At 69.1% G+C, this 22,177-nt stretch carries 22 protein-coding genes and 1 tRNA gene; 11 read left to right on the top strand and 12 right to left on the bottom strand.

Going from position 1 to position 22,177, the window contains the following annotated elements:
- Positions 1 to 85: 85 nt before the first annotated feature.
- On the top strand, positions 86 to 1,645 hold the full coding sequence (locus ACYVOK_RS02040) for an alkaline phosphatase D family protein (protein WP_460660479.1): 1,560 nt from the start codon (positions 86 to 88) through the stop codon (positions 1,643 to 1,645).
- A gap of 180 nt (positions 1,646 to 1,825) precedes the next feature.
- On the opposite strand, the gene ACYVOK_RS02035 is transcribed toward ACYVOK_RS02040, so the two are convergent.
- From ACYVOK_RS02035 to ACYVOK_RS02025, 3 genes are all read right to left on the bottom strand, one after another.
- Positions 1,826 to 2,263: a hypothetical protein gene (locus ACYVOK_RS02035; protein ID WP_460660478.1), complete on the bottom strand. Its 438-nt coding sequence runs from the start codon at positions 2,261 to 2,263 to the stop codon at positions 1,826 to 1,828.
- 118 nt (positions 2,264 to 2,381) lie between these two features.
- Positions 2,382 to 2,996 (bottom strand): 2'-5' RNA ligase family protein, encoded by a 615-nt coding sequence (locus ACYVOK_RS02030; protein WP_460660477.1) that lies wholly within the window; start codon positions 2,994 to 2,996, stop codon positions 2,382 to 2,384.
- 12 nt (positions 2,997 to 3,008) lie between these two features.
- A complete protein-coding gene (locus tag ACYVOK_RS02025) occupies positions 3,009 to 4,325 on the bottom strand; it encodes a hypothetical protein (protein WP_460660476.1) in 1,317 nt (438 codons plus the stop codon).
- Between the two features lie 242 nt (positions 4,326 to 4,567).
- Between ACYVOK_RS02025 and ACYVOK_RS02020 the strand changes: the two genes are divergently transcribed.
- Positions 4,568 to 5,065: a hypothetical protein gene (locus tag ACYVOK_RS02020; protein WP_460660475.1), complete on the top strand. Its 498-nt coding sequence runs from the start codon at positions 4,568 to 4,570 to the stop codon at positions 5,063 to 5,065.
- On the opposite strand, the gene ACYVOK_RS02015 is transcribed toward ACYVOK_RS02020, so the two are convergent.
- The 3 genes from ACYVOK_RS02015 to ACYVOK_RS02005 all read right to left on the bottom strand — a co-directional run bounded on the left by ACYVOK_RS02015 (position 5,062) and on the right by ACYVOK_RS02005 (position 8,822).
- Complete coding sequence (locus ACYVOK_RS02015; protein ID WP_460660474.1) at positions 5,062 to 6,432, bottom strand: TrpB-like pyridoxal phosphate-dependent enzyme; 1,371 nt, start codon at positions 6,430 to 6,432, stop codon at positions 5,062 to 5,064. The two genes, ACYVOK_RS02020 and ACYVOK_RS02015, sit on opposite strands and share 4 nt — an antisense overlap.
- Positions 6,433 to 6,511: 79 nt before the next feature.
- Positions 6,512 to 7,555 (bottom strand): adenosine deaminase, encoded by a 1,044-nt coding sequence (locus ACYVOK_RS02010; RefSeq protein ID WP_460660473.1) that lies wholly within the window; start codon positions 7,553 to 7,555, stop codon positions 6,512 to 6,514.
- A gap of 73 nt (positions 7,556 to 7,628) precedes the next feature.
- Positions 7,629 to 8,822 (bottom strand): pyridoxal phosphate-dependent aminotransferase, encoded by a 1,194-nt coding sequence (locus ACYVOK_RS02005; RefSeq protein WP_460660472.1) that lies wholly within the window; start codon positions 8,820 to 8,822, stop codon positions 7,629 to 7,631.
- A 284-nt stretch (positions 8,823 to 9,106) separates the two neighbouring features.
- On the opposite strand from ACYVOK_RS02005, the gene ACYVOK_RS02000 reads away from it, so the two are divergent.
- From ACYVOK_RS02000 to rplA, 5 genes are all read left to right on the top strand, one after another.
- A tRNA-Trp gene (locus ACYVOK_RS02000) sits at positions 9,107 to 9,179 on the top strand.
- A 55-nt stretch (positions 9,180 to 9,234) separates the two neighbouring features.
- On the top strand, positions 9,235 to 9,477 hold the full coding sequence (gene secE, locus ACYVOK_RS01995; protein WP_460660471.1) for a preprotein translocase subunit SecE: 243 nt from the start codon (positions 9,235 to 9,237) through the stop codon (positions 9,475 to 9,477).
- Between the two features lie 79 nt (positions 9,478 to 9,556).
- Positions 9,557 to 10,741 carry a transcription termination/antitermination protein NusG gene (gene nusG / locus ACYVOK_RS01990; protein ID WP_460660470.1) on the top strand — a complete coding sequence of 395 codons (1,185 nt, stop codon included), beginning with the start codon at positions 9,557 to 9,559 and terminating at the stop codon, positions 10,739 to 10,741.
- Positions 10,742 to 10,754: 13 nt separating this feature from the next.
- Positions 10,755 to 11,186, top strand: coding sequence for a 50S ribosomal protein L11 (rplK, locus tag ACYVOK_RS01985; RefSeq protein ID WP_355458851.1), 432 nt, complete (start codon positions 10,755 to 10,757; stop codon positions 11,184 to 11,186).
- Positions 11,187 to 11,310: 124 nt separating this feature from the next.
- Positions 11,311 to 12,033 (top strand): 50S ribosomal protein L1, encoded by a 723-nt coding sequence (gene rplA, locus ACYVOK_RS01980; RefSeq protein WP_460660469.1) that lies wholly within the window; start codon positions 11,311 to 11,313, stop codon positions 12,031 to 12,033.
- Positions 12,034 to 12,062: 29 nt separating this feature from the next.
- Here the strand turns inward: rplA and ACYVOK_RS01975 are convergent, their stop codons facing one another.
- Positions 12,063 to 12,962 carry a methionyl-tRNA formyltransferase gene (locus ACYVOK_RS01975; protein ID WP_460660468.1) on the bottom strand — a complete coding sequence of 300 codons (900 nt, stop codon included), beginning with the start codon at positions 12,960 to 12,962 and terminating at the stop codon, positions 12,063 to 12,065.
- 5 nt (positions 12,963 to 12,967) lie between these two features.
- A complete protein-coding gene (locus ACYVOK_RS01970; protein ID WP_460660467.1) occupies positions 12,968 to 14,011 on the bottom strand; it encodes an alpha-hydroxy acid oxidase in 1,044 nt (347 codons plus the stop codon).
- 271 nt (positions 14,012 to 14,282) lie between these two features.
- Here ACYVOK_RS01970 and srmL point away from each other — a divergent pair, with 271 nt between their 5' ends.
- Complete coding sequence (gene srmL, locus ACYVOK_RS01965) at positions 14,283 to 15,398, top strand: PheS-related mystery ligase SrmL (protein ID WP_460660466.1); 1,116 nt, start codon at positions 14,283 to 14,285, stop codon at positions 15,396 to 15,398.
- A gap of 10 nt (positions 15,399 to 15,408) precedes the next feature.
- On the opposite strand, the gene ACYVOK_RS01960 is transcribed toward srmL, so the two are convergent.
- The 3 genes from ACYVOK_RS01960 to ACYVOK_RS01950 are packed head-to-tail and all read right to left on the bottom strand — an operon-like array spanning position 15,409 to position 18,945.
- Complete coding sequence (locus tag ACYVOK_RS01960; protein WP_460660465.1) at positions 15,409 to 16,044, bottom strand: bifunctional 4-hydroxy-2-oxoglutarate aldolase/2-dehydro-3-deoxy-phosphogluconate aldolase; 636 nt, start codon at positions 16,042 to 16,044, stop codon at positions 15,409 to 15,411.
- Positions 16,044 to 17,633, bottom strand: coding sequence for an N-acyl-D-amino-acid deacylase family protein (locus ACYVOK_RS01955; protein WP_460660464.1), 1,590 nt, complete (start codon positions 17,631 to 17,633; stop codon positions 16,044 to 16,046). The genes ACYVOK_RS01960 and ACYVOK_RS01955 overlap by 1 nt, the downstream gene beginning before the upstream one ends.
- A gap of 1 nt (position 17,634) precedes the next feature.
- Positions 17,635 to 18,945, bottom strand: coding sequence for a type III PLP-dependent enzyme domain-containing protein (locus ACYVOK_RS01950; protein WP_460660463.1), 1,311 nt, complete (start codon positions 18,943 to 18,945; stop codon positions 17,635 to 17,637).
- Positions 18,946 to 19,086: 141 nt separating this feature from the next.
- Between ACYVOK_RS01950 and ACYVOK_RS01945 the strand changes: the two genes are divergently transcribed.
- From ACYVOK_RS01945 to ACYVOK_RS01935, 3 genes are read left to right on the top strand one after another with little or no spacing between them, the layout of a single operon-like run.
- A complete protein-coding gene (locus ACYVOK_RS01945) occupies positions 19,087 to 20,097 on the top strand; it encodes a sugar kinase (protein WP_460660462.1) in 1,011 nt (336 codons plus the stop codon).
- On the top strand, positions 20,094 to 20,828 hold the full coding sequence (locus tag ACYVOK_RS01940; protein WP_460660461.1) for an IclR family transcriptional regulator: 735 nt from the start codon (positions 20,094 to 20,096) through the stop codon (positions 20,826 to 20,828). Before ACYVOK_RS01945 ends, ACYVOK_RS01940 begins: the two co-directional genes overlap by 4 nt.
- A gap of 14 nt (positions 20,829 to 20,842) precedes the next feature.
- Complete coding sequence (locus ACYVOK_RS01935; RefSeq protein ID WP_460660460.1) at positions 20,843 to 21,247, top strand: RidA family protein; 405 nt, start codon at positions 20,843 to 20,845, stop codon at positions 21,245 to 21,247.
- 39 nt (positions 21,248 to 21,286) lie between these two features.
- On the opposite strand, the gene ACYVOK_RS01930 is transcribed toward ACYVOK_RS01935, so the two are convergent.
- Positions 21,287 to 22,141, bottom strand: a complete 855-nt coding sequence (locus tag ACYVOK_RS01930; protein ID WP_460660459.1) for a fumarylacetoacetate hydrolase family protein — start codon at positions 22,139 to 22,141, stop codon at positions 21,287 to 21,289.
- Positions 22,142 to 22,177: the final 36 nt, after the last annotated feature.

The raw sequence follows: 22,177 nt of genomic DNA, 5'->3' as shown, positions 1-22,177 counted from the left end.
CGCAACCTCTCGTTCTCTTGTTCTTCGGCTCGGAGTCCGATAGCTGTGAATGACTTACGGCTTCAGACCCATCGCTGGAGGATTCATGCGAGAGTTGCCCGCCCATCTCGGCCGTCGACACTTTCTCACCCTGGCCGGCGCCGCCGCCGTCGCCACCACCCTCGTCCCAGAGGCGAAAGCCTCCTCCCGGCTCGGCGACCTCTTCACGCTCGGCGTCGCGTCCGGTGATCCGCAGCCGGACGGCGTCGTGCTGTGGACCCGGCTTGCTCCGGACCCCGTCGCACCCGACGGGTCCGGCGGTATGCCGGCCGAGCGGTTCCAGGTGAGGTGGGAGATCGCCGAGGAGCCGCAGTTCCGCAGGATCGTCCGTCGTGGTGTGGAGCACGCCGTACCGGAGTGGGGTCACTCGGTCCACGCCGAGGTGCACGGGCTGCGGCCGGATCGTGAGTACTGGTACCGGTTCGTCGTCGGCGACCAGGTCAGCCCGGTCGGCCGGACCCGGACCGCGCCGGCGTCGTACAGCCGGCTGAACGAGTTCACCTTCGCGTTCGCGAGTTGCCAGGCCTACACCGACGGCTACTTCACGGCGTACCGGCACATGGCCGCCGAGGATCTCGACCTCGTCGTCCACCTCGGCGACTACATCTACGAAGGTGGCGGCCAGGGCACGATCGGCCGGGGCCACATCCCGACGGCCGAGGTGTTCAGCCTGGCCGACTACCGGGTCCGGTACGGGCAGTACAAGTCCGATCCCGATCTGCGGGCCGCGCACGCCGCCGCGCCGTGGGTGGTCGCTCCCGACGACCACGACGTCGAGAACAACTGGGCCGGCGACATCTCGCAGATCGACAACGAGCCGGACCAGGACCCGGCCGTGTTCCGTCAGCGCCGGGCCGCGGCGTACCAGGCGTACTACGAGAACCTGCCACTGCGCCGTACGTCGATGCCGCGCGGACCCGAGATGCAGGTGTACCGCCGATTGACCTTCGGCAACCTGCTCGAGCTGAACGTGCTCGACACCCGCCGGTTCCGGACCGACCAACTGGAATGCGTCCGCGGATGCGACGACCGGTTCGACCCGGCCAGGACGATGCTCGGCGCGGAGCAGGAGAAGTGGCTGCTCGACGGACTCGGCCGCTCGCGCGCGCGGTGGAACGTGCTCGGCAACCAGATCTTCGCGTTCGAGGCCGACCACGACGCAGGCGAGTCGGAGCGGTTCGGGATGGACACCTGGGACGGGTACGCCGCCGCCCGGCAGCGACTGTTCGACGGCGTGGTCGAGCGCAAGGTGGACAACTTCGTGATGATCACCGGTGACGCGCACCGGAGCGTGGCCGCGGACCTCAAGCTGGACTTCGCCGACCCGTCGTCGCGGACCGTCGGCACGGAGTTCCTCGGTACGTCGATCAGCTCGGGCGGCAACGGGACGGACATGGACAGCCTCGGCGTCACCTGGCTGGCGGAGAACCCGCACATGCGTTTCCACAACAGCCAACGCGGTTACCAGCGCTGCGTCGTGTCGCGGGACACCTGGCGAACCGACTACCGCGTCGTACCCCAGGTGACCGTCCCCGACGGCCCAGTGCTCACCCGCGCAGGCATCACGGTCGAGGCCGGCCGCCCCGGAGTCGCCGACGTGTCCTGAAGCCTCCGGTCCTAGGCCCGCGGAGTCAACATCCGCACCTACGGCAACAGAGGTGCTTTGCCGGCCTTCCACGTGGCGGGAGGCCGGCAAGGTCGATATACTTTCGGTGCCCAGGGCAATAGCCTGTGGGAAGTGAACCCGGCAGCCATCCGGACGGTTGGTGAGCCGGGTTCTGCGCGTTCAGACCACTGCCAGTTCGCAATAGCCCCGGACCTCCTCCCGCCACTCGCCGCCCTTGGCCCACGCCCATACGACGGCATCAGGCACCCACAGCAGGGGATCGAGGTGCGGAGCAAGCAACTCGTACTGCAGGCTGTCGACGCACTCGTAGGTGCGGACGGCGCGGTAGAGGGTCTGCCGGTCGAAGTCGAGCGTCGACTCGTCACGTTCCACCACCAGCCTCTCGGTGGCCGGCGCGGCGTCGCGGATGATCGCGGTCAGGCAGCGGTGTCTGCTCGACACGTCGGCTCGGGCCTCGGCGTACAGCCGGACGCGAAAGTCGAGTTCGCCGATCGCGGCGAGGATCTTGCGCTGGCGGGCAGGTGATTCTTTCTGAAAGTGGATTCGGCGTTGGCGGGCGAGCAGGAGGCCGGTGATTGCTTTCCGGTTTGTCTTCACGGAAGCGGCGGGACAGGCTGCGGCGGCCATCAGAAGGCCGCGGGTTTTGTTCTCGTCGACGAAGGTGTGGAGGCGAAGGCCGCGGGGGTCCTGCATTGAGAAGTGATCAGGGCAGCGCTCAAGTCAGCTTCAAGGTGACGTGGGGTTTCCAGTGGTAGAGGTGGTGGGTTCGGGTGAGGGAGATGAGGGTCAGGGAGGTGATGGAGAGGGCTGTGGAGTGGAGGGTGTGGGCTAGGAGGCGGGTGGAGATGGGGGCTGCGGGGGCTGGGTGGTTGCAGTAGGCGAGGGTGATGTGGGGGTTGAGTTCGGGGAGCTCGGGTACGGCGTCGTCGCCCCAGACGTCGGTGATGGCGGCTCGGGTGAGGTCGCGGAGGTGTTGTAGCGGTTCGATCGGGCGGACCGGGAGCTGGATGGTCTCGGGGTCGAGGACGGCGGGGCCGACGGTGACCGGGAAGGACTCGACCCGGGTGAGGCGGCGACGGGTGGCCTCGACGATGTCGGCCAGGTCCGCGTCGGGTACGCGGTCGGTGAAACCGACACCCTGCAGGGTCATGTGCAGCCACTCCAGCGGGACCGGCGTGAACCCGGGCAGGTTGTTGAGCAGCTCGGCGTACGACGCATGCAGCGCCGCGATCTCTGGTCGGTCCTCGAACGTGATGTGCCAGGTGTAGAAGCTGCGATCGGGTCGCCACCCGGGTCGCCAGTACCAGTGGTCGCGGACTTCCTCGAACATCGGTGCTCCTCCTTACTTGCTGGGCGTCGCCCGGCTGGCGGGGTGACGGATGAAGACGCGGATCGAGTCGTGCAGCGCGAGCGCCTTCGGATCGGTCGCGTGCCGGCTGAGCCGGGTGAGGGCGGCGACCTCGCTGATCCGGTGGATGAGTGGGCGGACGCGGTACTCGACCGGGGTGCTGAGCACTGCCGACACGGCCTCGGTCGCGCCGTCGAGTTCACCGAGTTGCAGTTGGGCTTTGGCGAGTTGCAGCCGGACCATGCGTTCCGAGCCGAAGTTGCGAACCGCATGCGGCGCGGCCTCGAACAACGCGACACCTTCATCGGCGTGCTTCAGCGTCTCGGTCGCCTCGCCGAGCGCCAGGTGCGCATCCGACCAGATGCCGGCCGCGCGTTCCGGCGTACACAGGAACGGGCCGCCGAGCTCGGGGACGTCGGTGCGGACCGTCGTACGCTTTGCGATGGCAAGGGCCTCGCGCGCCTCGGCGTGCCGGCCGGACCGGGCCAGGTCGACCGCCGCCACACTCGCGAGGAACAGCGTCGAGCTGCCGCGGGCGAACTGCAGCCCGTCCTGTGCGTACGACGCCGCCGCCGCGAAGTCGTCCTGCCAGTACGCGGCCGTGTGCTGCGTGGCGCGGACCCAGGCGCGCAGGTCGTCGTGATCGGCCGCGTCGGCGCAGGCCCACGCCGTCCGGGTGTGGCTTTCCGCGATGTCCGGACGGCCCATGTCCACCGCCATCCAGCCGAGCAGCGTCAGCGCCCAGCCGGCGGTGACGTACAGGTCGCGGGTCTGGTTCGGTGGCTGCCGTCCGGACAGCAGCCGGAAGGCGCGGTCCCGGACGGCGCGGGCGCGGACGAACAGCGCCTTGGTCGGCGTCCGCAGGTAGTTCTGGGTGATCCGGAGGATGTCGGCGTGCAACTGCTCGACGGTCAGGTCGCCGACGTTCGACTCCTCGGCGAGGGCGAGCAGCGCGACCGACTCGTCGCCGGCCTGCACCAGCTCGTCCTCCAGGCCGAGCATCGTACTGGTGCCGGGCTCCGGGTCGGCCGTCCCCGGTCCGCCCGGCGGGACGAAACCGAGCTCGCTGTCGTCGGCGACGTTCAGCACGTACCGCAGACCCGAGCGGTACGCCGCTCCGGGCCAGCGGACCGCGCCACGCTCGAGCTTGGCGATGTAGTGGCCGTCCAGCTCGTACTTCGTCTCGGTCGTCTCCCACAGCCAGCTGCAGACGGCTTCGGCGAGTTCGGCCCGCGACATCTGCTCACCGGGCGCGCGCCGCGACGGCGTCCGCTCCCGGGCGGCTCGCAGCAGTTCGTTGGGCTCTGGCATGGCGGTAATTGTAGGTGCCCGAACACCGTCCGCGACCACGAAAACGGGGTCTGTGGATGATCTGCCCCAAGCTGCCCCGGAATGCCCCGAGTTGCCCCGGAATCCCCGCTGTGGAAGGGGTTTCCGCCGACTTCCGGGCCTGGCTGCGGCCTGATCGGGGCAGATCGGTCCGGAGAACGGGGTAGCTGAGCGTAAGCGGGTGGGGCAACTCGGGGCAGAGCAGGGCAGATTAGGGTCCTGCTGTGGCCGACGAAGCAGTGACGACGTTGCATGCCGAACTGACGCGGTTCGACCGGGCCGAAGAGGCCTTCGCGTTGCTGGAGGCGTTTCTGGAGGTTGCCAGGCCGCGGTTGGGTGAGGTGGTCCTCGACCCGGTGGCGCTGCGGTTGCCGGACCAGATGACCGATGACCGGGCACTCGTACAAGGCTTGATCGAGGAGATCGAGCAGGAGGGGCGGCCGAAGGGGCGGGATCGGCCGTTCGACATGGAGGACGCGCAGGCGCGGTGGGATTACGTGCGGCTCGCGTACTGCTCCAACCAGGCGATCGTGTGGAGTGCTCGGCGGCGTACGACGTACTTCGAGGTGGTCGGCCGGCAGCGGGCGACGTACTGGTTGCCGGACAGCATCAAGGCCGAGTACTTCGAGGCACTCAGCACCAGGGGATGGGCCATCCCGGCGGACTGGCTGGCAGCGGTCGCCAAGCGGCCCAAACCCTGGTGGAAGCGCGGTGGAGGTTAGCTGAGTGCGGGCAGGCGTGTGAGCGCCTGGGCCACCGCGGCCTGGATGTCGGCATCGTCCCAGGCCCGATCGGTGATGGTGCCGCTGAGGTAGGCGTCGTACGCCGCCAGGTCGAGGTGGCCGTGGCCGCAGAGGGCGGTGAGGATGACCTTCTCCTCGCCGGATTCCTTGCAGCGTTGGGCTTCCTCGATCGCGGCGGCCAGCGCGTGGGTCGGCTCGGGTGCCGGCACGATGCCCTCGGTGCGGGCGAACTGCACACCGGCGGCGAAGCACTCCGACTGCGGTTTGGCGATCGCCTCGATCTCACCGGTCTCGTAGAGGTGGCTGATCAGCGGGCTCATCCCGTGGTACCGCAGGCCGCCCGCGTGGATCGGGTCGGGGACGAAGTCGTGGCCGAGGGTGTGCATCTTCATCAGCGGCGTCATCCCGATCGTGTCGCCGAAGTCGTACGCGTACGTGCCCTGCGTCAGCGACGGGCAGGCGGCCGGCTCGACCGCGCGGACGATCGGGGACATCCGGCCGGCCCACTTCTCCCGCAGGAACGGGAACGCCAGGCCGCCGAAGTTCGAGCCGCCGCCGGTGCAGCCGACCAGCAGGTCCGGTGTCTCACCGACCATGGCGAGCTGGATCAGCGCCTCCTCGCCGATGATCGTCTGGTGCAGCAGCACATGGTTCAGCACCGAGCCGAGCGCGTAGTGCACGGTCTCGTCCCGGACGGCGGCCTCGACGGCCTCACTGATCGCGATCCCCAACGAGCCGGTGGAGTCCGGATTCTCGGCGAGGATCTTCCGCCCGGACTCGGTCAGCTCCGACGGGCTGGGGTGGACGGTCGCGCCGAAGACCTCCATCATCGCCCGGCGGTAAGGCTTCTGGTCGTACGACGCCCGCACCTGCCAGACCTCGCACTCCAGCCCGTACTGCGCACAGGCGAACGCGAGCGCCGTACCCCACTGGCCGGCGCCGGTCTCCGTGGTGAGCTTCCGGACGCCGGACTTGGCGTTGTAGTACGCCTGCGGCACGGCGGTGTTCGGCTTGTGCGACCCGGCCGGGGAGACACCTTCGTACTTGTAGTAGATCCGCGCCGGGGTGTCGAGCGCCTTCTCCAGCCGGTGTGCCCGGTAGAGCGGGCTCGGCCGCCACAGCCGGTACACGTCGAGCACCTCGCCCGGGATGTCGACGTACTGGTCCTGCGACACCTCCTGCAGGATCAGGTCCATCGGGAACAGCGGAGCCAGATCGTCCGGCCCCACCGGCTGCCCCGTCCCCGGATGCAGCACCGGCGGCGGTGGCGTCGGCAGGTCGTGCAACACGTTGTACCACCGCGTAGGCAACTCGTCCTCAGGCAACAAGATCTTCGTCGGCGTCATGCACGCAACGTAATCCTCGGGAAAGCCCCTGGACAATGACCTACTCAGGAACCGGCCAGGCACTTTCCCGGCATTTTTCCTAGTACGTCGAGGCGGGCGCGGCGGTGTTCACGCCGAGCCAGTTGTCGATTTCGGTGAGGAGGGGTTTTTGGACTTCGGGTGGGGCGGTGGAGGCTCGGATGGAGGCTCGGGCCAGGTCGGCGAGTTCTTCGTCGGTGAAGTGGTGGACGGTGCGGGCGGTTTCGTACTGCTCGGCCAGGCGGGAGCCGAACAGCAACGGGTCGTCGGCACCCAGGGCGATGCGGGCGCCGGCTTCGTAGAGCTGCCGCAGGGGGACGTCCTCGGGACGGTGGTAGACACCCAGGGAGACGTTGGAGGCGGGGCAGACCTCGAGGGCCACTTGTGCGTCGACGATGCGCTTCAGGAGGTCGGAGTCCTCGACCGACCGGACCCCGTGGCCGATGCGGCCTGCGCCGAGCTCGTCCAGGCAGGTGCGCACGGTGGCCGGCCCACACAGCTCACCGCCGTGTGGAGCGGAGAGCAGACCGGCGTTGCGGGCGATCCGGAAGGCGGGCGCGAACTCCGACGTCGTACCGCGGCGCTCGTCGTTCGACAGGCCGAACCCGACCACACCGCGCCCGACGTACTGCGCGGCCAGTCGGGCCAGCGTCCGGGCGTCGAGCGGATGACGGGTCCGGTTGGCCGCGATGACCACCTGGACCTCGATACCGGTCGAGGCCGACGCGTCCCGGGCCGCGTCCAGGACCAGCTCGGTGAACTCGGTGATGCCGTGGAAGCGGTTCGCGTACCCGGACGGGTCGACCTGGATCTCCAGCCAGCGCGATCCGTCCGCCTTGTCGTCCTCGGCCGCTTCCCGGACCAGGCGCCGTACGTCGTCCTCCGTCCGCAGCACCGACCGGGCGATGTCGTAGAGCCGCTGGAACCGGAACCAGCCGCGCTCGTCCGCGGCGGACAGATCCGGGGGCCACTCGGTGCGCAGCGCGTCGGGCAACCGGACGCCGTGCTTGTCGGCCAGCTCGACCAGCGTCAGGTGCCGCATCGAGCCCGAGAAGTGAAGATGCAGATGCGCCTTCGGCAGCACCCGCAGATCCCGATGCGTCATCACAGAAGGTTACCGACGCACCGCGCCCGGACAGAAATCGGGCCGTCCACCCGCTGGATGAACGGCCCGGCGGTCAGCTGAGCAGTTTGGCGATCCGGCCGACGCCCTCGGCCAGGTCCGCGTCGCCGAGGGCGTACGACAGCCGCAGGTACCCCGGCGCACCGAACGCCTCTCCCGGTACGACGGCCACCTCGGCCTCGTCCAGGATGATCTCGGCCAGCTCCGCCGAGGAGGTCGGCGTACGCCCGTTGATGTCCTTGCCGAGCACACCCTTGACCGACGGATAGGCGTAGAACGCGCCGGTCGGCTCCGGGCACTCGATGCCGGGGATCTCGTTCAGCATCCTGACCATCGTCCGGCGGCGCCGGTCGAACGCCTGCTTCATCTCGTCGACCGCGCTCAGGTCGCCGGTCAGCGCGGCGATCGCGGCCCGCTGGGCGATGTTGCAGACGTTCGAGGTCTGGTGCGACTGCAGGTTGGTCGCGGCCTTGATCACGTCCTTCGGGCCGATCATCCAGCCGACCCGCCAGCCGGTCATCGCGTAGGTCTTGGCGACCCCGTTCAGCACGACGGTCCTGTCCGCGATCTCCGGTACGGCGACCGGGATCGAGGTCGACCTGGTGTCGCCGTAGGTCAGGTGCTCGTAGATCTCGTCGGTGATCACCCAGATGTCGTGCTCCAGCGCCCAGCGGCCGATCGCCTCGACCGCCTCCGGGGTGTCGACCGCGCCGGTCGGGTTCGACGGCGAGCAGAACAGCAGCGCCTTGGTCTTGTCGGTCCGGGCCGCCTCCAGTTGCTCGACGGTGACCAGGTAGTTCTGGGTCTCGTCGGCGAGCACCTCGACCGGTACGCCGCCGGCCAGCTGGATCGCCTCCGGGTACGTCGTCCAGTACGGCGCGGGCAGCAGCACCTCGTCACCCGGGTCGAGCAGCGTCGCGAACGCGTTGTAGACCGCGTGCTTGCCGCCGTTGGTGACCAGCACCTGGGCCGCCTCGACCTGGTAGCCGGAGTCCCGCTGGGTCTTGTCGACGATCGCCTGCTTCAGCTCCGGCAGGCCGCCGGCCGGGCTGTAGCGGTGGTTCTTCGGATCGCGCGCCGCCTCGACCGCCGCCTCGACGATGTAGTCCGGCGTCGGGAAGTCCGGCTCACCGGCCCCGAACCCGATCACCGGCCGCCCGGCCGCCTTGAGCGCCTTCGCCTTGCTGTCGACCGCGAGCGTCGCCGATTCGCTGATGGCGCCGATCCGCGCCGAAACCCTGGAACCCATGGTGCCCATCCTGGCACCACGGGTCGCCGGGGTCACATCGCCCCGGATCCGGGGAACACGCGGGGGGTGTGGGCCGTTGGGAGCGGTGGGGGCTGTATGGTTCTGGTCGCGGTGCGGCGCCCGGTCGGGGGTCGTGCGGGCAGGGCCGGGACGGGCGAAGCCGCAGAGGGCTGAGTTCGACCAGGTGGCTCCGACCCCGTACACTCTTCTAGTCCGGGCGTTGGTGGCCCTGATCCGGCATGCCCGAGATCAGGTCACAGCAGCGGCGTCCGGATGGATTGCAGAGGGCACTAGCTCAACTGGCAGAGCATCGGTCTCCAAAACCGAAGGTTGGGGGTTCAAGTCCCTCGTGCCCTGCAAATCCTGACCGGCGCAGGGCCGGTCAGGCCGCCGCTAGCGAAAGAGGTAGGTCGTGACGGAGACGCGCACCCCGGCACCGTCCGGCGCCGGCAAGCCTGCGGAGAGCACGTCGGGCAACCGCCTGCTGCGCTTCTACCGCCAGGTGGTTGCCGAGCTCCGCAAGGTCGTCTGGCCGACTCGCAAGCAGCTCTCCACCTACTTCGTGGTCGTGCTGACCTTCGTGGTGTTCGTCATCGCGATCGTCTCGGTCCTCGACCTCGCCTTCGGCTGGGCGATGTTCAAGATCTTCGGCTGACGCTGTAGCCGCCCACGACGACCGAGCCGGGGGTTCCGGGCCGCGGCCCGACCCGAAGCAGACAAGACCCGATGCAGAGATGACGGAGTACAACGTGTCCGAGCGCGACGACGAGATCCTCGACCTGGAGGACGAGTTCGACGTATCCGCTGACTCCGACGACGACCTCGACTTCGACTTCGACGAGACCGACACCGACGACGACGAGCTGTTCGTCGCCGACGACGACGACCCGTTCGCGGAGATCGACGTCGAGGCCGACCTCAGCGACGAGGACGACGCGGACTCCGACGACAAGGAGTACTCCGCCGACGACGAGGCCGAGGAAGGCCCGGCGGACGAGGACGACTCCGACGACGAGCCTGTCGTGGCGGTGGCCTCCGGCGGCGCCGCGGACGACGAGGCGGTGACCGCGGCCGATGTCGAGACAGCCGTCGAGACCGCCACGACGACGGCCGACGACTCCGAGCGGGAGCCGGCCGCCGACGAGCTGGTCTTCTCCTCCGGCCCCGACGCCGGTACGGCGGCCGCCCAGAGCCAGGCCGACGACGACGCCGACGAGGACGCGGACGAGGATTCCGGCGACGCCGACGTGGACGCCCTCGCGGCCGCCGAGGCCGAGCCGGAGGAGCCCGAGGAGCCGGGCGACCCGCTCGAGGAGCTGCGTGCCCGGCTGCGTTCGCAGTTCGGCGACTGGTACGTCGTGCACACGTACTCAGGGATGGAGAACCGGGTCAAGAGCAACCTGGAGAACCGGATCACCTCCCTGAACATGGAGGACTACATCTTCGAGATCATCGTGCCGACCGAGGAGGTCGCCGAGATCAAGAACGGGCAGCGCCGGATGGTGAAGCGCACCGTGCTTCCCGGCTACGTGCTGGTCCGGATGGACCTGACCGACGAGTCCTGGGCCACCGTGCGGCACACGCCGTCGGTGACCGGCTTCGTCGGGAACAGCCAGAAGCCCGTCCCGCTCAGCCTCGAAGAGGTGGAGAAGATGCTCGCTCCGGCCGTCGTGGCGGCGGCCGAGGCGGCGGCTGCCGAGGCCGGCGCCGCACCGACCAAGACCGCGGCCAAGAAGAAGGTCGAGGTCGCGGACTTCGGTGTCGGCGACTCGGTCATGGTGGTCGACGGGCCGTTCGCGACCCTGCACGCCACGATCACGGAGATCAACGCCGACGCCCAGCGGATCAAGGCGCTGGTCGAGATCTTCGGCCGGGAGACCCCGGTGGAACTCAGCTTCAGCCAGATCCAGAAAGTCTAAGGACCCGAAAAGAATGCCTCCCAAGAAGAAGATCGCTGCCCTGGTCAAGGTGCAGCTCCAGGCCGGTGCCGCAACGCCGGCACCGCCGGTCGGTACCGCGCTCGGTCCGCACGGCGTCAACATCATGGAGTTCTGCAAGGCGTACAACGCCCAGACGGAGTCCATGCGCGGCAACGTGGTTCCGGTCGAGATCACCATCTACGAAGACCGTTCCTTCACCTTCGTCACCAAGACGCCGCCGGCGCCGGAGATGATCAAGAAGGCCGCCGGTCTGCAGAAGGGCTCGCCGGTCCCGCACAAGGACAAGGTCGGCAAGATCACCAAGGACCAGGTCCGCGAGATCGCCACCACCAAGATGCCGGACCTGAACGCCCGCGACATCGACGCCGCGATGAAGATCATCGAGGGCACCGCGCGCTCGATGGGCGTCACGGTCGAGGCCTGACACCGGCCTTCGGTACGACGGACCACGCCGGTTCACCGGCCGGCCGCCGTACCCGCAACAACTTCACGCAGTAGTGGCAGGGCGAAAGCGCCGCCCGGAGACCACGTCCCAGAGAGGAACACACATGGCACAGCGCAGCAAGGCTTACCGCGCCGTCGCGGAGAAGATCGACTTCGACAAGCTGTACACGCCGCTCGAGGCGATCCGGCTGGCCAAGGAGGCCGCCGGCAGCAAGAAGTTCAACTCCACCATCGACGTCGCGATGCGTCTCGGGGTCGACCCCCGCAAGGCCGACCAGATGGTGCGCGGCACCGTCAACCTTCCGCACGGTACTGGCAAGACGGCACGGGTCCTCGTCTTCGCCACCGGTGACAAGGCCGAGGCCGCGAAGGCCGCCGGCGCCGACTTCGTCGGCGACGACGACATGATCAAGAAGGTGTCCGAGGGCTGGCTCGACTTCGACGCCGTCGTCGCCACCCCCGACCTGATGGGCAAGGTCGGCCGGCTGGGCCGCGTGCTCGGCCCGCGCGGTCTGATGCCGAACCCGAAGACCGGCACGGTCACCCCGGACGTGGCGAAGGCCGTGTCCGACATCAAGGGCGGCAAGATCGAGTTCCGGGTCGACCGGCACGCGAACCTGCACTTCATCATCGGCAAGGCCTCCTTCGACGAGGCCCAGCTGGTGGAGAACTACAGCGCCGCGCTGGAGGAGATCCTCCGGCTGAAGCCGGCCAGCTCGAAGGGCCGCTACATCAGGAAGGCGGTCTTCTCGACCACGATGGGCCCGGGTGTCCAGGTTGACCCCAACCTCACCCGCAACCTCCTCGAGGAAAGCGCCGACGCCTGATCAGTCGAGCAGCTCGCGAAGGACCCCGGTCACTCGACCGGGGTCCTTTGCATTCCCGGCGAGGTGGCGGCGACAAGCTGGGGGGAGTGGCGGGTCAGGCGGAGCGGGCGGTCGGCGGTTTGGACCGTCCAGCCGTTGTCGTCGCGTTCGAGGACGGTGCCGGGTGCTGCGGTCGAGGCTGTCGGTACGACGTCTGTCCGGCTGATCACGTACGACGTGCCGTCCAGGCGCACCTTCGCCGCGGGCGACGTGACGTTGAGGGCGGCGGCTTTCCGGCGGATGGTGGCGGACGGCTCGGTGAGGTCGAGGAAGTGCTCCGCCTCGGTGAACAAGGGGGCTTCGGTCGCGGCGGCCGGGTCTTGCGGGTCGCCGGGGTCGCCGGAGACGAGGCGGGGGACGGCTTCGTCGAGGCATTCGCCGAGGAGGCTCCGCCAGGTCTGCATGATGGCGGCGCCGTTGAGATCGTCGGGGAGCGGGGCGATCCGCTGGGCGAGGATGGTGCCGGTGTCGAACTCCGCCGCGGTTCGGTGCACGGTCGCGCCGACCCGGTCGTCGCCCTCGTAGATCAGCCGTTGCGGTGTCGGACCGCGCCCGGCCGGCAGCGGCGACGGGTGGCAGTTGATCGCGCCGTACTTCGGGATGTCCAGGATCTCGGCCGGGATCAGTCGGGGGAACGCGGCCGAGATCACGACGTCCGGGCGCATCGCCTCGATCACCGGGGCGGCGACGGTGCGCAGCTTGCCGGTGATCAGCACGTTGCTGCCGTCGGGCAGGTCGACCGCGAGGGGATTGACGTCGTCGCCGTACCGATTGGTCTGCGGCAGGGTCACCACGAGCACGATCTCGTGCCCGTGCCGCTCCGCGAAGTCGTGCAGGAGTCGGTAACCGGGCAGGAATGCGTTCAGAGTGACGATCCGCAGCTTGTCCACGCCGATCAGTCCACGAAGCGCCGGGTGACGAGGTCCGGGGTGAGATCGGACGGGCTTTGGCAGCCGACCAGGCGGAGGCAGTGGTCCAGCTCGGTGCCGAGATCCGTGAGCAGCCGGGTGACACTGGCGGCGCCCCCGACCGTGAGCGCCCACAGAGCCGGGCGGCCGACGAAGACGGCTCGAGCGCCGAGCGCCAGAGCAGTCAGGATGTGCTCGCCGCGGCGGATGCCGCCGTCGACGTAGACCTCGGTGTCCGTGCCGGCCAGCGCTTCGGCAACCTCCGGCAATGCCTGCGCGGTCGGGATGGAGCCGTCGAGCTGACGGCCGCCGTGATTCGACACGATGACGCCGGCCGCGCCCGCGTCCGCGCACCGTTTGGCGTCGTCGCCACGCAGCACACCCTTCACCACCACCGGCAGTCCGGTCCGCTCGGCCAGCCAGCCGATCACCTCCGGACCCAGGTCGTCCGCCTTCGCCAGGTCCGCGTCGACCCACTCGCCCGGGGGCAGATTCGCCAGCAGATGGCCGGGTTGGACGAGGTCCCACACCGTCTCCCCGGTGTCCTCCTTGCGGCCGACCACCGGGGTGTCGACGGTCAGGACGACGGCCCGCGCGCCGGCCTCGACCGCGGCGTCCAGCATCTGCCTGGTGATCTCACGGTTCCGCACGATGTAGATCTGCAGCCACCACGGCACCCCGGTCGCGCCGAGGTCGGCGAACGTCGTCCCGGCGTTGCTGGAGATCCCGATGATCGAGTTCGCCGCGCCGACACCGGTCGCCATCGCGATCTCGCCGTCCGGATCCGCCATCCGTTGCATGGTCGACGGCGCCACGAGCACCGGCACGCCGACCGGCGTCCCGAGCACCGTCGTCCCGGACTCGATCATGGACACGTCGTTCAGGACGCGGGGCCGGAAGCGGTACGCCGACCAGGCCGCGACGGCCTCGCCCACACTGATCCCGCCGGCCGAGCCCTGCCGGAAGTACCGGTGCACGGCCTCGGGCAGCTTCTCGGCGGCCGCGGCTTCGAGGGTGTCGATCCATCGCATGCGCCCCATCGTCGCATCCGATTCGGCGCTCCGGGCAGGGATTACCACCAGAATGCCGGAAGAATGCCGGCCGGGTGCACGACGAATTCCGGCCGACAGCAAGGGGACGTGCCGGGTACAGTGGACGCATGACGCAGTACGGGCGGCGATTTCTCCGCCCCGGCCGGCACGACGGTGCCGACGGGGTGAGCCACTGCTGCGCTCTCTCCTGAGGTGACCGCGGCCGACCGGGGTGGACCCCCGTCGAGACCGTCACCTTGGAGAGACTCCCATGTCGATCACCATCGAAGAACTGCACTCTGCGCTGTCCCTGCGCGACCTGACCGACCCGGCCCAGGGCCCGCACGCCATCCAGTTGATCGTCGACGCGATCCGTACGGCGCTCGGCGAGGCCTGGCCGTACACGGAAATCTGGACCAGGCGCGATCATCCCGTCGTCACTCTGGCCGACAACTACGACAACCTCGGGTACGCCGCCGACGCGGTCACCCGCGAGGCCCGCTACACCCGCTACACGTCGGAGACCGAAGTACTGCGGAGCCACACGTCGGCGATGATCCCGCCGGCACTGCGTGAGCTGGCCGCCTCCACGGCGTCCGACGTACTGATGGTCTGCGCGGGCATCTGCTACCGCCGGGACGCGGTCGACTGGCAGCACACCGGTACGCCGCATCAGCTCGACCTGTGGCGGATCAGCCGGAACGTCACGCTCGGGGAGGCCGAGTTGGAGGACATGATCGCCCGGCTCGTCGACACCGTCCTGCCGGGTCAGACCTACCGGACTGTGCCCGTGGTGCACCCGTACACGATCCACGGCCGCCAGATCGACGTACTGCTCGACGACCAGTGGATCGAGATCGGTGAGTGCGGTGTTGCCGCACCTCACGTTCTCAGGAAGGCCGGTCTGGACGACAGCTGGACCGGTCTGGCCATGGGACCCGGTCTTGACCGCCTTCTCATGCTCCGCAAGGGCATTCGCGACATCCGGTTGCTCAGATCAACGGATCCCCGGGTGGCGAACCAGATGCTCGACCTGACGCCGTACCGGCCGGTGTCCGCGATGCCACCGGTTCGCCGCGACCTCTCCGTCGTCGTGGACGCGGAGGCCGACGTGTCGCCGGAAGCGCTTGGCGACAAGGTCCGCAACGCACTCGGCGTCGACGCCGATGCGGCGGAGTCCGTCGAGGTCTTGAGTGAGGCGCCGTACGACGATCTGCCGCAGCCGGCCCGCGATCGCCTTCAGTTGCAGCCCGGTCAGCGCAACGTGCTGATCAGACTGGTCCTCCGACCGGTGGACCGGACGCTCACCGACGCCGAGGCGAACGCCTTACGGGACAAGGTGTATCGAGCCCTGCATGATGGCCCGGTGCTGGAGCTGATCGGTTAGGCGGGCACGTCTACTGCAAGGCCTTGCAGAAGGCGGCGGCCTTCGTCGTGATGTCCTGCCAGTTGCCGGCCGCAACGTCCGCGGGCGAGACGACGTCCGTGCCGGCGCTGACCGCGAGCGCGCCCGCGGCGAGGAAGTCGCGGGCGTTGCCGGCGTTGACGCCACCGGACGGGATCAGCGGTACGCCGGGGAACGGGCCGTTCAGGTCCTTGAAGTACTTCGGGCCGAGGTGGTGCGCGGGGAAGATCTTCACCGCGTCAGACCCCAGGGCCAGTGCGGTCATCACCTCGGACGGTGTGAAGGCACCCAGGACCACCGGAACGCCCGCGGCTCGAGCGGACTCGGCGATCGCGGCCGCCTCGGGGCCCTGTCCCGGGGTGACGAGGAACTGTGCACCCGCGTCGATCGCCTGCTTGGCATGCGCGCCGGTCTGCACGGTGCCGGCGCCCACGACCGCACCGGTCTCGGCCGCCGTCGACGCGGCGCGCTCCAGGTGCCGGGGGAGGTCGGGCGTGGTATAGGTCAGCTCGACGACGTGGATGCCACCGGCAACCAACGCCGCGCACAGGTCGCGGGCGTCGCCGATGTCCGGCGCCCGGACGACGGTCAGGACACGGTCGGCGCGGAGCAGCTCCAGCGTGTTCATCAGAATCCTTTCAGACGGACGGCGCCGCCGGGTAGTGCGTCGGTACGGCGCCCGTCGTCGATGACGGGTACGCCGTTGACGAAGACGTACGGGATACCCTCGGCCTGCTGCCGGGGGTTGTCGAAGGTCGCGGTGTCGCGGACGGTGGCCGGATCGAACAGCACGAGGTCGGCGTAGTACCCCTCCCGGATCAGGCCGCGGTCCGTCAGCCGCAGCCGCCGGGCCGGGCGGCCGGTGAGGTGATGGATGCAGTCGGCGAGTTCCAGTACGCCGAGTTCCCGGACGTACCGGCCGAGATAGCGCGGGAACGTGCCCCACGCCCGCGGATGCGGTTTCGCGCCGACCAGGATCGCGTCCGAGCCGCCGGTGTGGCTCGGGTGGCGCATGATCGCCCGGACGTTCTCCTCGTGCCCGACGTGCTGCAGGATCGTGGTCGCCAGGTTGTCGCGGAGCAGCAGGTGGAAGAACACCTCGACCGGCGACGTTCCCGCCTCGGTGGCGAGCGTCGCGACCGTCTTGCCGACCGCGTCGTTCAGCTCGGGGTTCTTCACACCGCCGATCTCGATGGTGTTCCAGTCCGTCACGCACCCGTGGCAGCCGTCCGAGCCGACGTGCTCCAGCTCGTAGGCGATGCGCTCACGCGTTGCGGGGTCCCGGAGTCCGGTCAGCTGTACGTCCGGCCCGCCCTCGGCGGTCCAGCTGGGCAGGATCGCGGCCAGTGTCGTTGCCCCCGGCAAATACGGGTAGGTGTCGGTGGTGACGTCGATCCCGTCCGCGAGAGCTTTGTCGATCATCGCCACCAGGTCGGCGCCGCGGCCCCGGTTCGGCTCGAAGTTCATCACCGCGTGGGTGAGGTGCAGCGGGCAGCCGGAACGACGGGCCACCTCGACCATCTCGCCGTACGCCTCCAGGGCCCCCTTGCCGTACGACCGCTGGTGAGGGCTGTAGTAGCCGCCGTACTCCGCCACGACCTTGCACAGCTCGACGAGTTCGTCGGTGGTCGCGAACATGCCGGGGGTGTAGGTGAGGCCGCTGCTCATCCCCACCGCGCCCTGCTGTAGCCCTTCGGCGAGAAGCCGTTTCATCTCGTCCAGTTCGGCCGGGGTGGCGGGGCGGTTCTCGGTACCGACGACCATCATGCGCAGCGTGCCCTGCGGGACCAGGTACGCCGCGTTGCACGCGATGCCCTGGTCGAGCCGGTCGAGGTATCCGCCGACCGTGGACCAGCTGAAGTCGAAGTCGTCGGGTTCGCCGTTCCAGCCGGCGATCTGGCGCCGGAGCACGGAGCGCGTGGGGTCGTCGATCGGGGCGAACGACAGGCCATCCTGGCCGAGCACCTCGAGCGTGACGCCCTGGCTGACCTTCGCCGTGTGGTCCGGATTCGCCAGGATCTGCAGATCGGAGTGCGCGTGCATGTCGATGAAGCCGGGTGACAACACCAACCCGTCCGCGTCGATCGTCCGCCGGCCGGCCGGCAGATCGTTGCCGATGGCGACAATGCGCGGACCGTCCACGGCCAGGTCGGCCCGGACACCCGGAGCGCCCGATCCGTCCAGGATCGTGGCGCCCCTGATCAGCACCCCGGTCATGTCAGAAGAACGTCCTGACCAGGTCGACCACGACCGGGTCGGCGGCGTCCGGATCGTCGACGACGGGGATCAGCCCCCACTTGTCGAACGCCGTACACGGGTGGGAGAGGCCGACTCTGAGCTCGTCGCCGATCAGCACCGGGTCGCCGTCGAAGCGGAGGTAGCCGTGCTGGTCGTTCAGCTTGGTGACGGTCATCCCGTCCGCCGTCAGCACCGGCTCGCCGTCCGAGCGAGGCCGGATCAGCTGTGGTTCGGGCAGGTCCTGGTCGAACGGCAGATCACGCCGGCCCGCGTCGAAGATCGCCAGCCCCGGCTCGGGTTGCGAGATGATCCGGACCCACCCGTGCATGGCGGAAACCAGTCGGTCCCCGTCGGTCCGCGGCGACTCACCGAGGGGCGACAGCCGGCGGTACAGCCCGTCGTCATGGGTGATGTACGCGCCCGAGCGGAGGACCACCCGGGCTCCGTCCTCGCCCAGTGGAGCCAGCACGCGCGCCACGTCGTCGAAGTACTCGCTGCCGCCGGCGCTCACCACGGGTACGACGTCCGCCTCGTACCGGCCCTGCTTCTTCAGCCGGGTGTGGATCGCGCCCAGCTCGCGGAGGTACGACCGGACCTTCTCGAGATCGGCCTCCTCCACGCCGTGGCTGATCGCCCCTTCGTAGCCGGCGACCCCGGCCAGCCGCAGCGTCGACGCGTCCGCGATCGCCTCGCCGACGGCGAGCGCGGTCTCGGCGTCCCGGGCACCGGTGCGGCCGTCGAGCCCACCGACCTCCACCAGTACGTCGAGCGGTCGCGCATCCGGTCCGACGTACGCCGACCGGGCGGCCTCCATGAGCTCGACCGTACGAACCGAGTCGGCCCAGACCAGGACCTCGAACGTGGGGTCGGCCGCGAGCTCGTCGGCGATCCACCGCAGTTGCAGCGGGGAGACCACCGCATTGGCGATCAGCACGCGGCTCACGCCGTACGCGCGGGCCACACCGAGCTGGAAGCCGTTGGCGAGGGTGATTGCCCAGGAACCGGCCTCGAGCTGCATGGCCCAGAGCGCGGGCGCCATCGTCGTCTTGCCGTGCGGCGCCAGCTCGACGCCGTGGTTGGCACACCAGCGGGCCATGCTGTCCACGTTGTGCCGCAGGCCGGGCGCGGAGAGGGTCAGCAGGGGAGTGGGCAGCTGGGAGAGGCGGGGCTTGTCCGCCAGGACTTCCGCGACGGTCCGGCCCCAGAACGTGGGCGGTAGTGCCTTGTCCTGCCAGCTCACCCGCTGGTCGGCAAGGGCGGCGACGGCGTCTGCATCGTAGGAGGCTGGCATCTGATCCTCTGCTCGGACTGATTGCAGAATACGCAACGATGATTGCGTCTTCTGACTTCACGGTTGTAGCATCGCGCCGGAACTCGCGTCAACGGACGTGGCTCCGCCTCCATCCCATCACCAGTCCGCCGAGGAGTGCCGATGTCCGACCCCGTTGGTGAGACGAGCCCGACCGCGATCTGCATCGGCGAGGCGATGATCATGTTCGCCGGGGACGCGGGGGGTCCGCTGGAGGACGTGGAGACGTTCCGTCGGTCCGTCGGCGGTGCGGAGTGCAACGTGGCCGGCGGGCTGGCGGCGCTCGGCATCGCGACGAGTTGGATCTCGCGGCTCGGTGACGACGGATTCGGCCTGCATGTACTGCGTGATCTCCGGGACCGCGGTGTCGAGGTCGGGGGAGTGGAGGAGGACCCGGATCGACCGACCGCGCTGTACGTGAAGCACACGGAGGGCGGCCGCTCGCGGATGCACTACTACCGCTCCGGCTCGGCCGCCTCGGCGATGGATCCGGCCTTCCTGGATCGGCCGGCCGTGCGCGACCGGCTGGCGAGTGCGGAGCTCGTGCACACGACCGGCATCACCGCCGCCATCTCCACCACAGCCGCCGAGATGCTGGAGCGGTTGGCGGTGCTGCGCGAGACCCACCGGTTCAAGTTCAGCGTCGATCTGAACTGGCGTCCGGCGTTGTGGCGAAGCAAGGACCCTGAGCCGCTGTGGCGGGTGCTGCGGGCGGCTGACGTCGTACTGATCGGTGCTGACGAGGCTGAGGTCTTCGCTGGGACCAGTGATCCTGGTGAGCTTCGGGAACGGCTTGGTCCGCGGTCGACGCTGGTGATGAAGAACGATGCGCACACCGCGCTCGTGCTGGAGCCGGATGGTCGCCGTACCGAGGTTCCCGCGCTCACTGTCGAGGTGGTCGAGGCCGTTGGAGCAGGTGATGCGTTCGCGGCCGGGTTCCTTGCCGGGACGTTGCAGGGGCTGCCGATGGAGCAGAGGCTGCGACTGGGGCATCTGGGTGCTGCTGCGGTGCTCGCCGTACCTGAGGATCACGCCGCCCCGCTCGAGCCCGCAGTCCGCCAGAAGCTGTTGAACTGCTCCGACGAGGAGTGGGCCGCCGTGCGGGTCGGTCCAACAGGTGTGACGCTCCCATGAGTCAAAGCCTTGCCAGGGCGTTGCAGATCCTGGCCAGTCTCGGAGAGGGCAACCGGTCGCTGGATCAGCTGGCGACCGAACTCGGCGTCCACAAGACGACAGTGCTGCGGCTGCTGCGGACCATGGAGGCGGACAGGTTCGTACGACGGGACGAGTCGCATCGCTACCGGTTGGGGTCGCGGCTGTTCGCGCTGGCGGACGCGGCCCGGGAGCAGCACGTCGTACGGGCTGTTGCCGCACCGCACCTGCGGGAGTTGAACCAGAAGACCGGGCAGACCGTGCACCTCGCGGCGTGGGAGAACGGCGAAGTCGTCTACATCGACAAGCTCGACAGTGTGCGGTCGGTGCGGATGTACTCGCAGGTCGGCGTACCGGCCGCTCTGCACTGCACCGCCGTCGGGAAGGTGTTGCTGGCGGCCCAGCCGAAGCGGCAGCGGGAGGCGTTGCTGGCGGCCATCGACTACCACGCGTTCACGCCGCGGACGATCACCGATGCCGATGCGCTGCGCGCCGAGTTGGACGACGTACTGGCCAAGGGCTGGGCGCAGGACCGGGCCGAGCACGAATCCTTCATCAACTGCATCGGCGCACCCGTCACCGACCACGCCGGCCGCGTCGTCGGGGCCGTGTCGGTGTCCGTACCCGACGTACTGCTGAACTACGAGCAGGTGCTCGAGCTGCTTCCCGACCTGCTCGCCACCACCCGAGCGATCAGTGCCGACTACAACTGAGAGGTATGACGCTGATGTCAGACAAGACCGCCGTCTCCACCACCGACGCGCCCGCACCGATGCCGGTGTACTCGCAGGGTGTCCGCAAGGGCAACATCCTGCAGGTGTCCGGCCAGGGTTCCGTCGACCCGGCCACCGGCGAGTTCGTCTTCACCGATGACGTGAAGGGCCAGACCACCCGCGTCCTGCAGAACGTCGAGGCGATCCTGACGGCCGGCGGCGGGAGCTTCGACGACGTGGTGATGATGCGCGTCTACCTCACCACCCGCGACCACTTCGCCGCCATGAACGAGGCGTACGCCGAGTTCCTCGCCACCCGCACTCCCAGTGGCGTCCTCCCCTCCCGCACCACTGTCTTCACCGGCCTCCCCCGCGAAGACATGCTCGTGGAAATCGACGCCCTCGCCGTCCTGAGCTGATCCTCGCCAACTGCCCCGGGCAGGAGGGTCCTGCCCGGGTCAGCGGCCGGAGATAACCGGGTTGGTGAGGGTGCCGACGCCGGGGATTCGGCATTCGGCGATGTCCCCGGGGGTGATGTGGGCGGCGCCGGGGGTGCCGGTGGAGATGATGTCGCCGGGGTAGAGGGGCATCAGCTTGCTGTGGAAGCTGACCAGGAACGCCGGGCTGAAGGCCATGTTCGCGACCGTGTTGCTGCGGTACACCGAGCCGTTGAGCACCGTCGAGACCTCGACCGCGTCGAGGGAACCCCAGTGCGCGAGTACGGCGTCCAGCCCGACGATCGTCGGCCCGAAGGAGAAGAATCCGGGGAAGTTCTTCGACCGGGTGAGAAACCGCGGATTGCGTTCCAGGATGTCCTCGGCCGTCTGGTCCAGCACCGGCACCACGCCGTACACGTAGTCGAGCGCCTCGGCCTCCTCGACCTGGTAGCACTCCCGGCCGATGACCAGTCCGAGCTCGGCCTCGGCCGTGGTTCGGCTGCTCTGCGACGGCACCGGGATCGGGTTGCCCGGACCGATGATGGTGTGATCGCCCTTCATGAACGACGCCGGCTCGGTCGGCACGTTCTCGGACAGGTCGCCGGCGTGCTCGAGATAGTTCAGCCCGATCCCCCACAGCTTGCGCGGATGCCGGTACGGCGCGACGAACTCGACGCCGGCCGGATCACGCCAATCGGCCGAGGCGGCGGCGTCCGCGAGCTCACTCAGCGGCGCCCGCGCGAGGATCGAGAGCGCGTCGCCCTCGAAGCCCAACTCCGCAGCCGGAACCACACCCTGGTCCGGATCCACCACCACGGCAGCCTCGTTGCCCTCGGCAACCTTGACGGTGGCGAGCTGGACGAAGTGGTCGGACATGTCGCTCCTCAGAGGACTGGGTGGCTCCACGGGCTG

Source organism: Kribbella swartbergensis, from assembly GCF_054784135.1.
Note: the sequence above shows the minus strand (reverse complement) of the source record. Positions and strands in the feature narration are given on the sequence as shown.

Bases quoted from the DNA above. Each gene is read 5' to 3' on its own strand.
- ACYVOK_RS02040 (WP_460660479.1), top strand. From the start codon at position 86: ATGCGAGAGTTGCCCGCCCATCTCGGCCGTCGACACTTTCTCACCCTG.
- ACYVOK_RS02030 (WP_460660477.1), bottom strand. From the start codon at position 2,996: ATGTTCGAGGAAGTCCGCGACCACTGGTACTGGCGACCCGGGTGGCGA.
- ACYVOK_RS02025 (WP_460660476.1), bottom strand. From the start codon at position 4,325: ATGCCAGAGCCCAACGAACTGCTGCGAGCCGCCCGGGAGCGGACGCCG.
- ACYVOK_RS02015 (WP_460660474.1), bottom strand. From the start codon at position 6,432: ATGACGCCGACGAAGATCTTGTTGCCTGAGGACGAGTTGCCTACGCGG.
- ACYVOK_RS02010 (WP_460660473.1), bottom strand. From the start codon at position 7,555: ATGACGCATCGGGATCTGCGGGTGCTGCCGAAGGCGCATCTGCATCTT.
- ACYVOK_RS02005 (WP_460660472.1), bottom strand. From the start codon at position 8,822: ATGGGTTCCAGGGTTTCGGCGCGGATCGGCGCCATCAGCGAATCGGCG.
- nusG (WP_460660470.1), top strand. From the start codon at position 9,557: ATGACGGAGTACAACGTGTCCGAGCGCGACGACGAGATCCTCGACCTG.
- rplK (WP_355458851.1), top strand. From the start codon at position 10,755: ATGCCTCCCAAGAAGAAGATCGCTGCCCTGGTCAAGGTGCAGCTCCAG.
- rplA (WP_460660469.1), top strand. From the start codon at position 11,311: ATGGCACAGCGCAGCAAGGCTTACCGCGCCGTCGCGGAGAAGATCGAC.
- ACYVOK_RS01970 (WP_460660467.1), bottom strand. From the start codon at position 14,011: ATGCGATGGATCGACACCCTCGAAGCCGCGGCCGCCGAGAAGCTGCCC.
- srmL (WP_460660466.1), top strand. From the start codon at position 14,283: ATGTCGATCACCATCGAAGAACTGCACTCTGCGCTGTCCCTGCGCGAC.
- ACYVOK_RS01960 (WP_460660465.1), bottom strand. From the start codon at position 16,044: ATGAACACGCTGGAGCTGCTCCGCGCCGACCGTGTCCTGACCGTCGTC.
- ACYVOK_RS01955 (WP_460660464.1), bottom strand. From the start codon at position 17,633: ATGACCGGGGTGCTGATCAGGGGCGCCACGATCCTGGACGGATCGGGC.
- ACYVOK_RS01950 (WP_460660463.1), bottom strand. From the start codon at position 18,945: ATGCCAGCCTCCTACGATGCAGACGCCGTCGCCGCCCTTGCCGACCAG.
- ACYVOK_RS01945 (WP_460660462.1), top strand. From the start codon at position 19,087: ATGTCCGACCCCGTTGGTGAGACGAGCCCGACCGCGATCTGCATCGGC.
- ACYVOK_RS01940 (WP_460660461.1), top strand. From the start codon at position 20,094: ATGAGTCAAAGCCTTGCCAGGGCGTTGCAGATCCTGGCCAGTCTCGGA.
- ACYVOK_RS01935 (WP_460660460.1), top strand. From the start codon at position 20,843: ATGTCAGACAAGACCGCCGTCTCCACCACCGACGCGCCCGCACCGATG.
- ACYVOK_RS01930 (WP_460660459.1), bottom strand. From the start codon at position 22,141: ATGTCCGACCACTTCGTCCAGCTCGCCACCGTCAAGGTTGCCGAGGGC.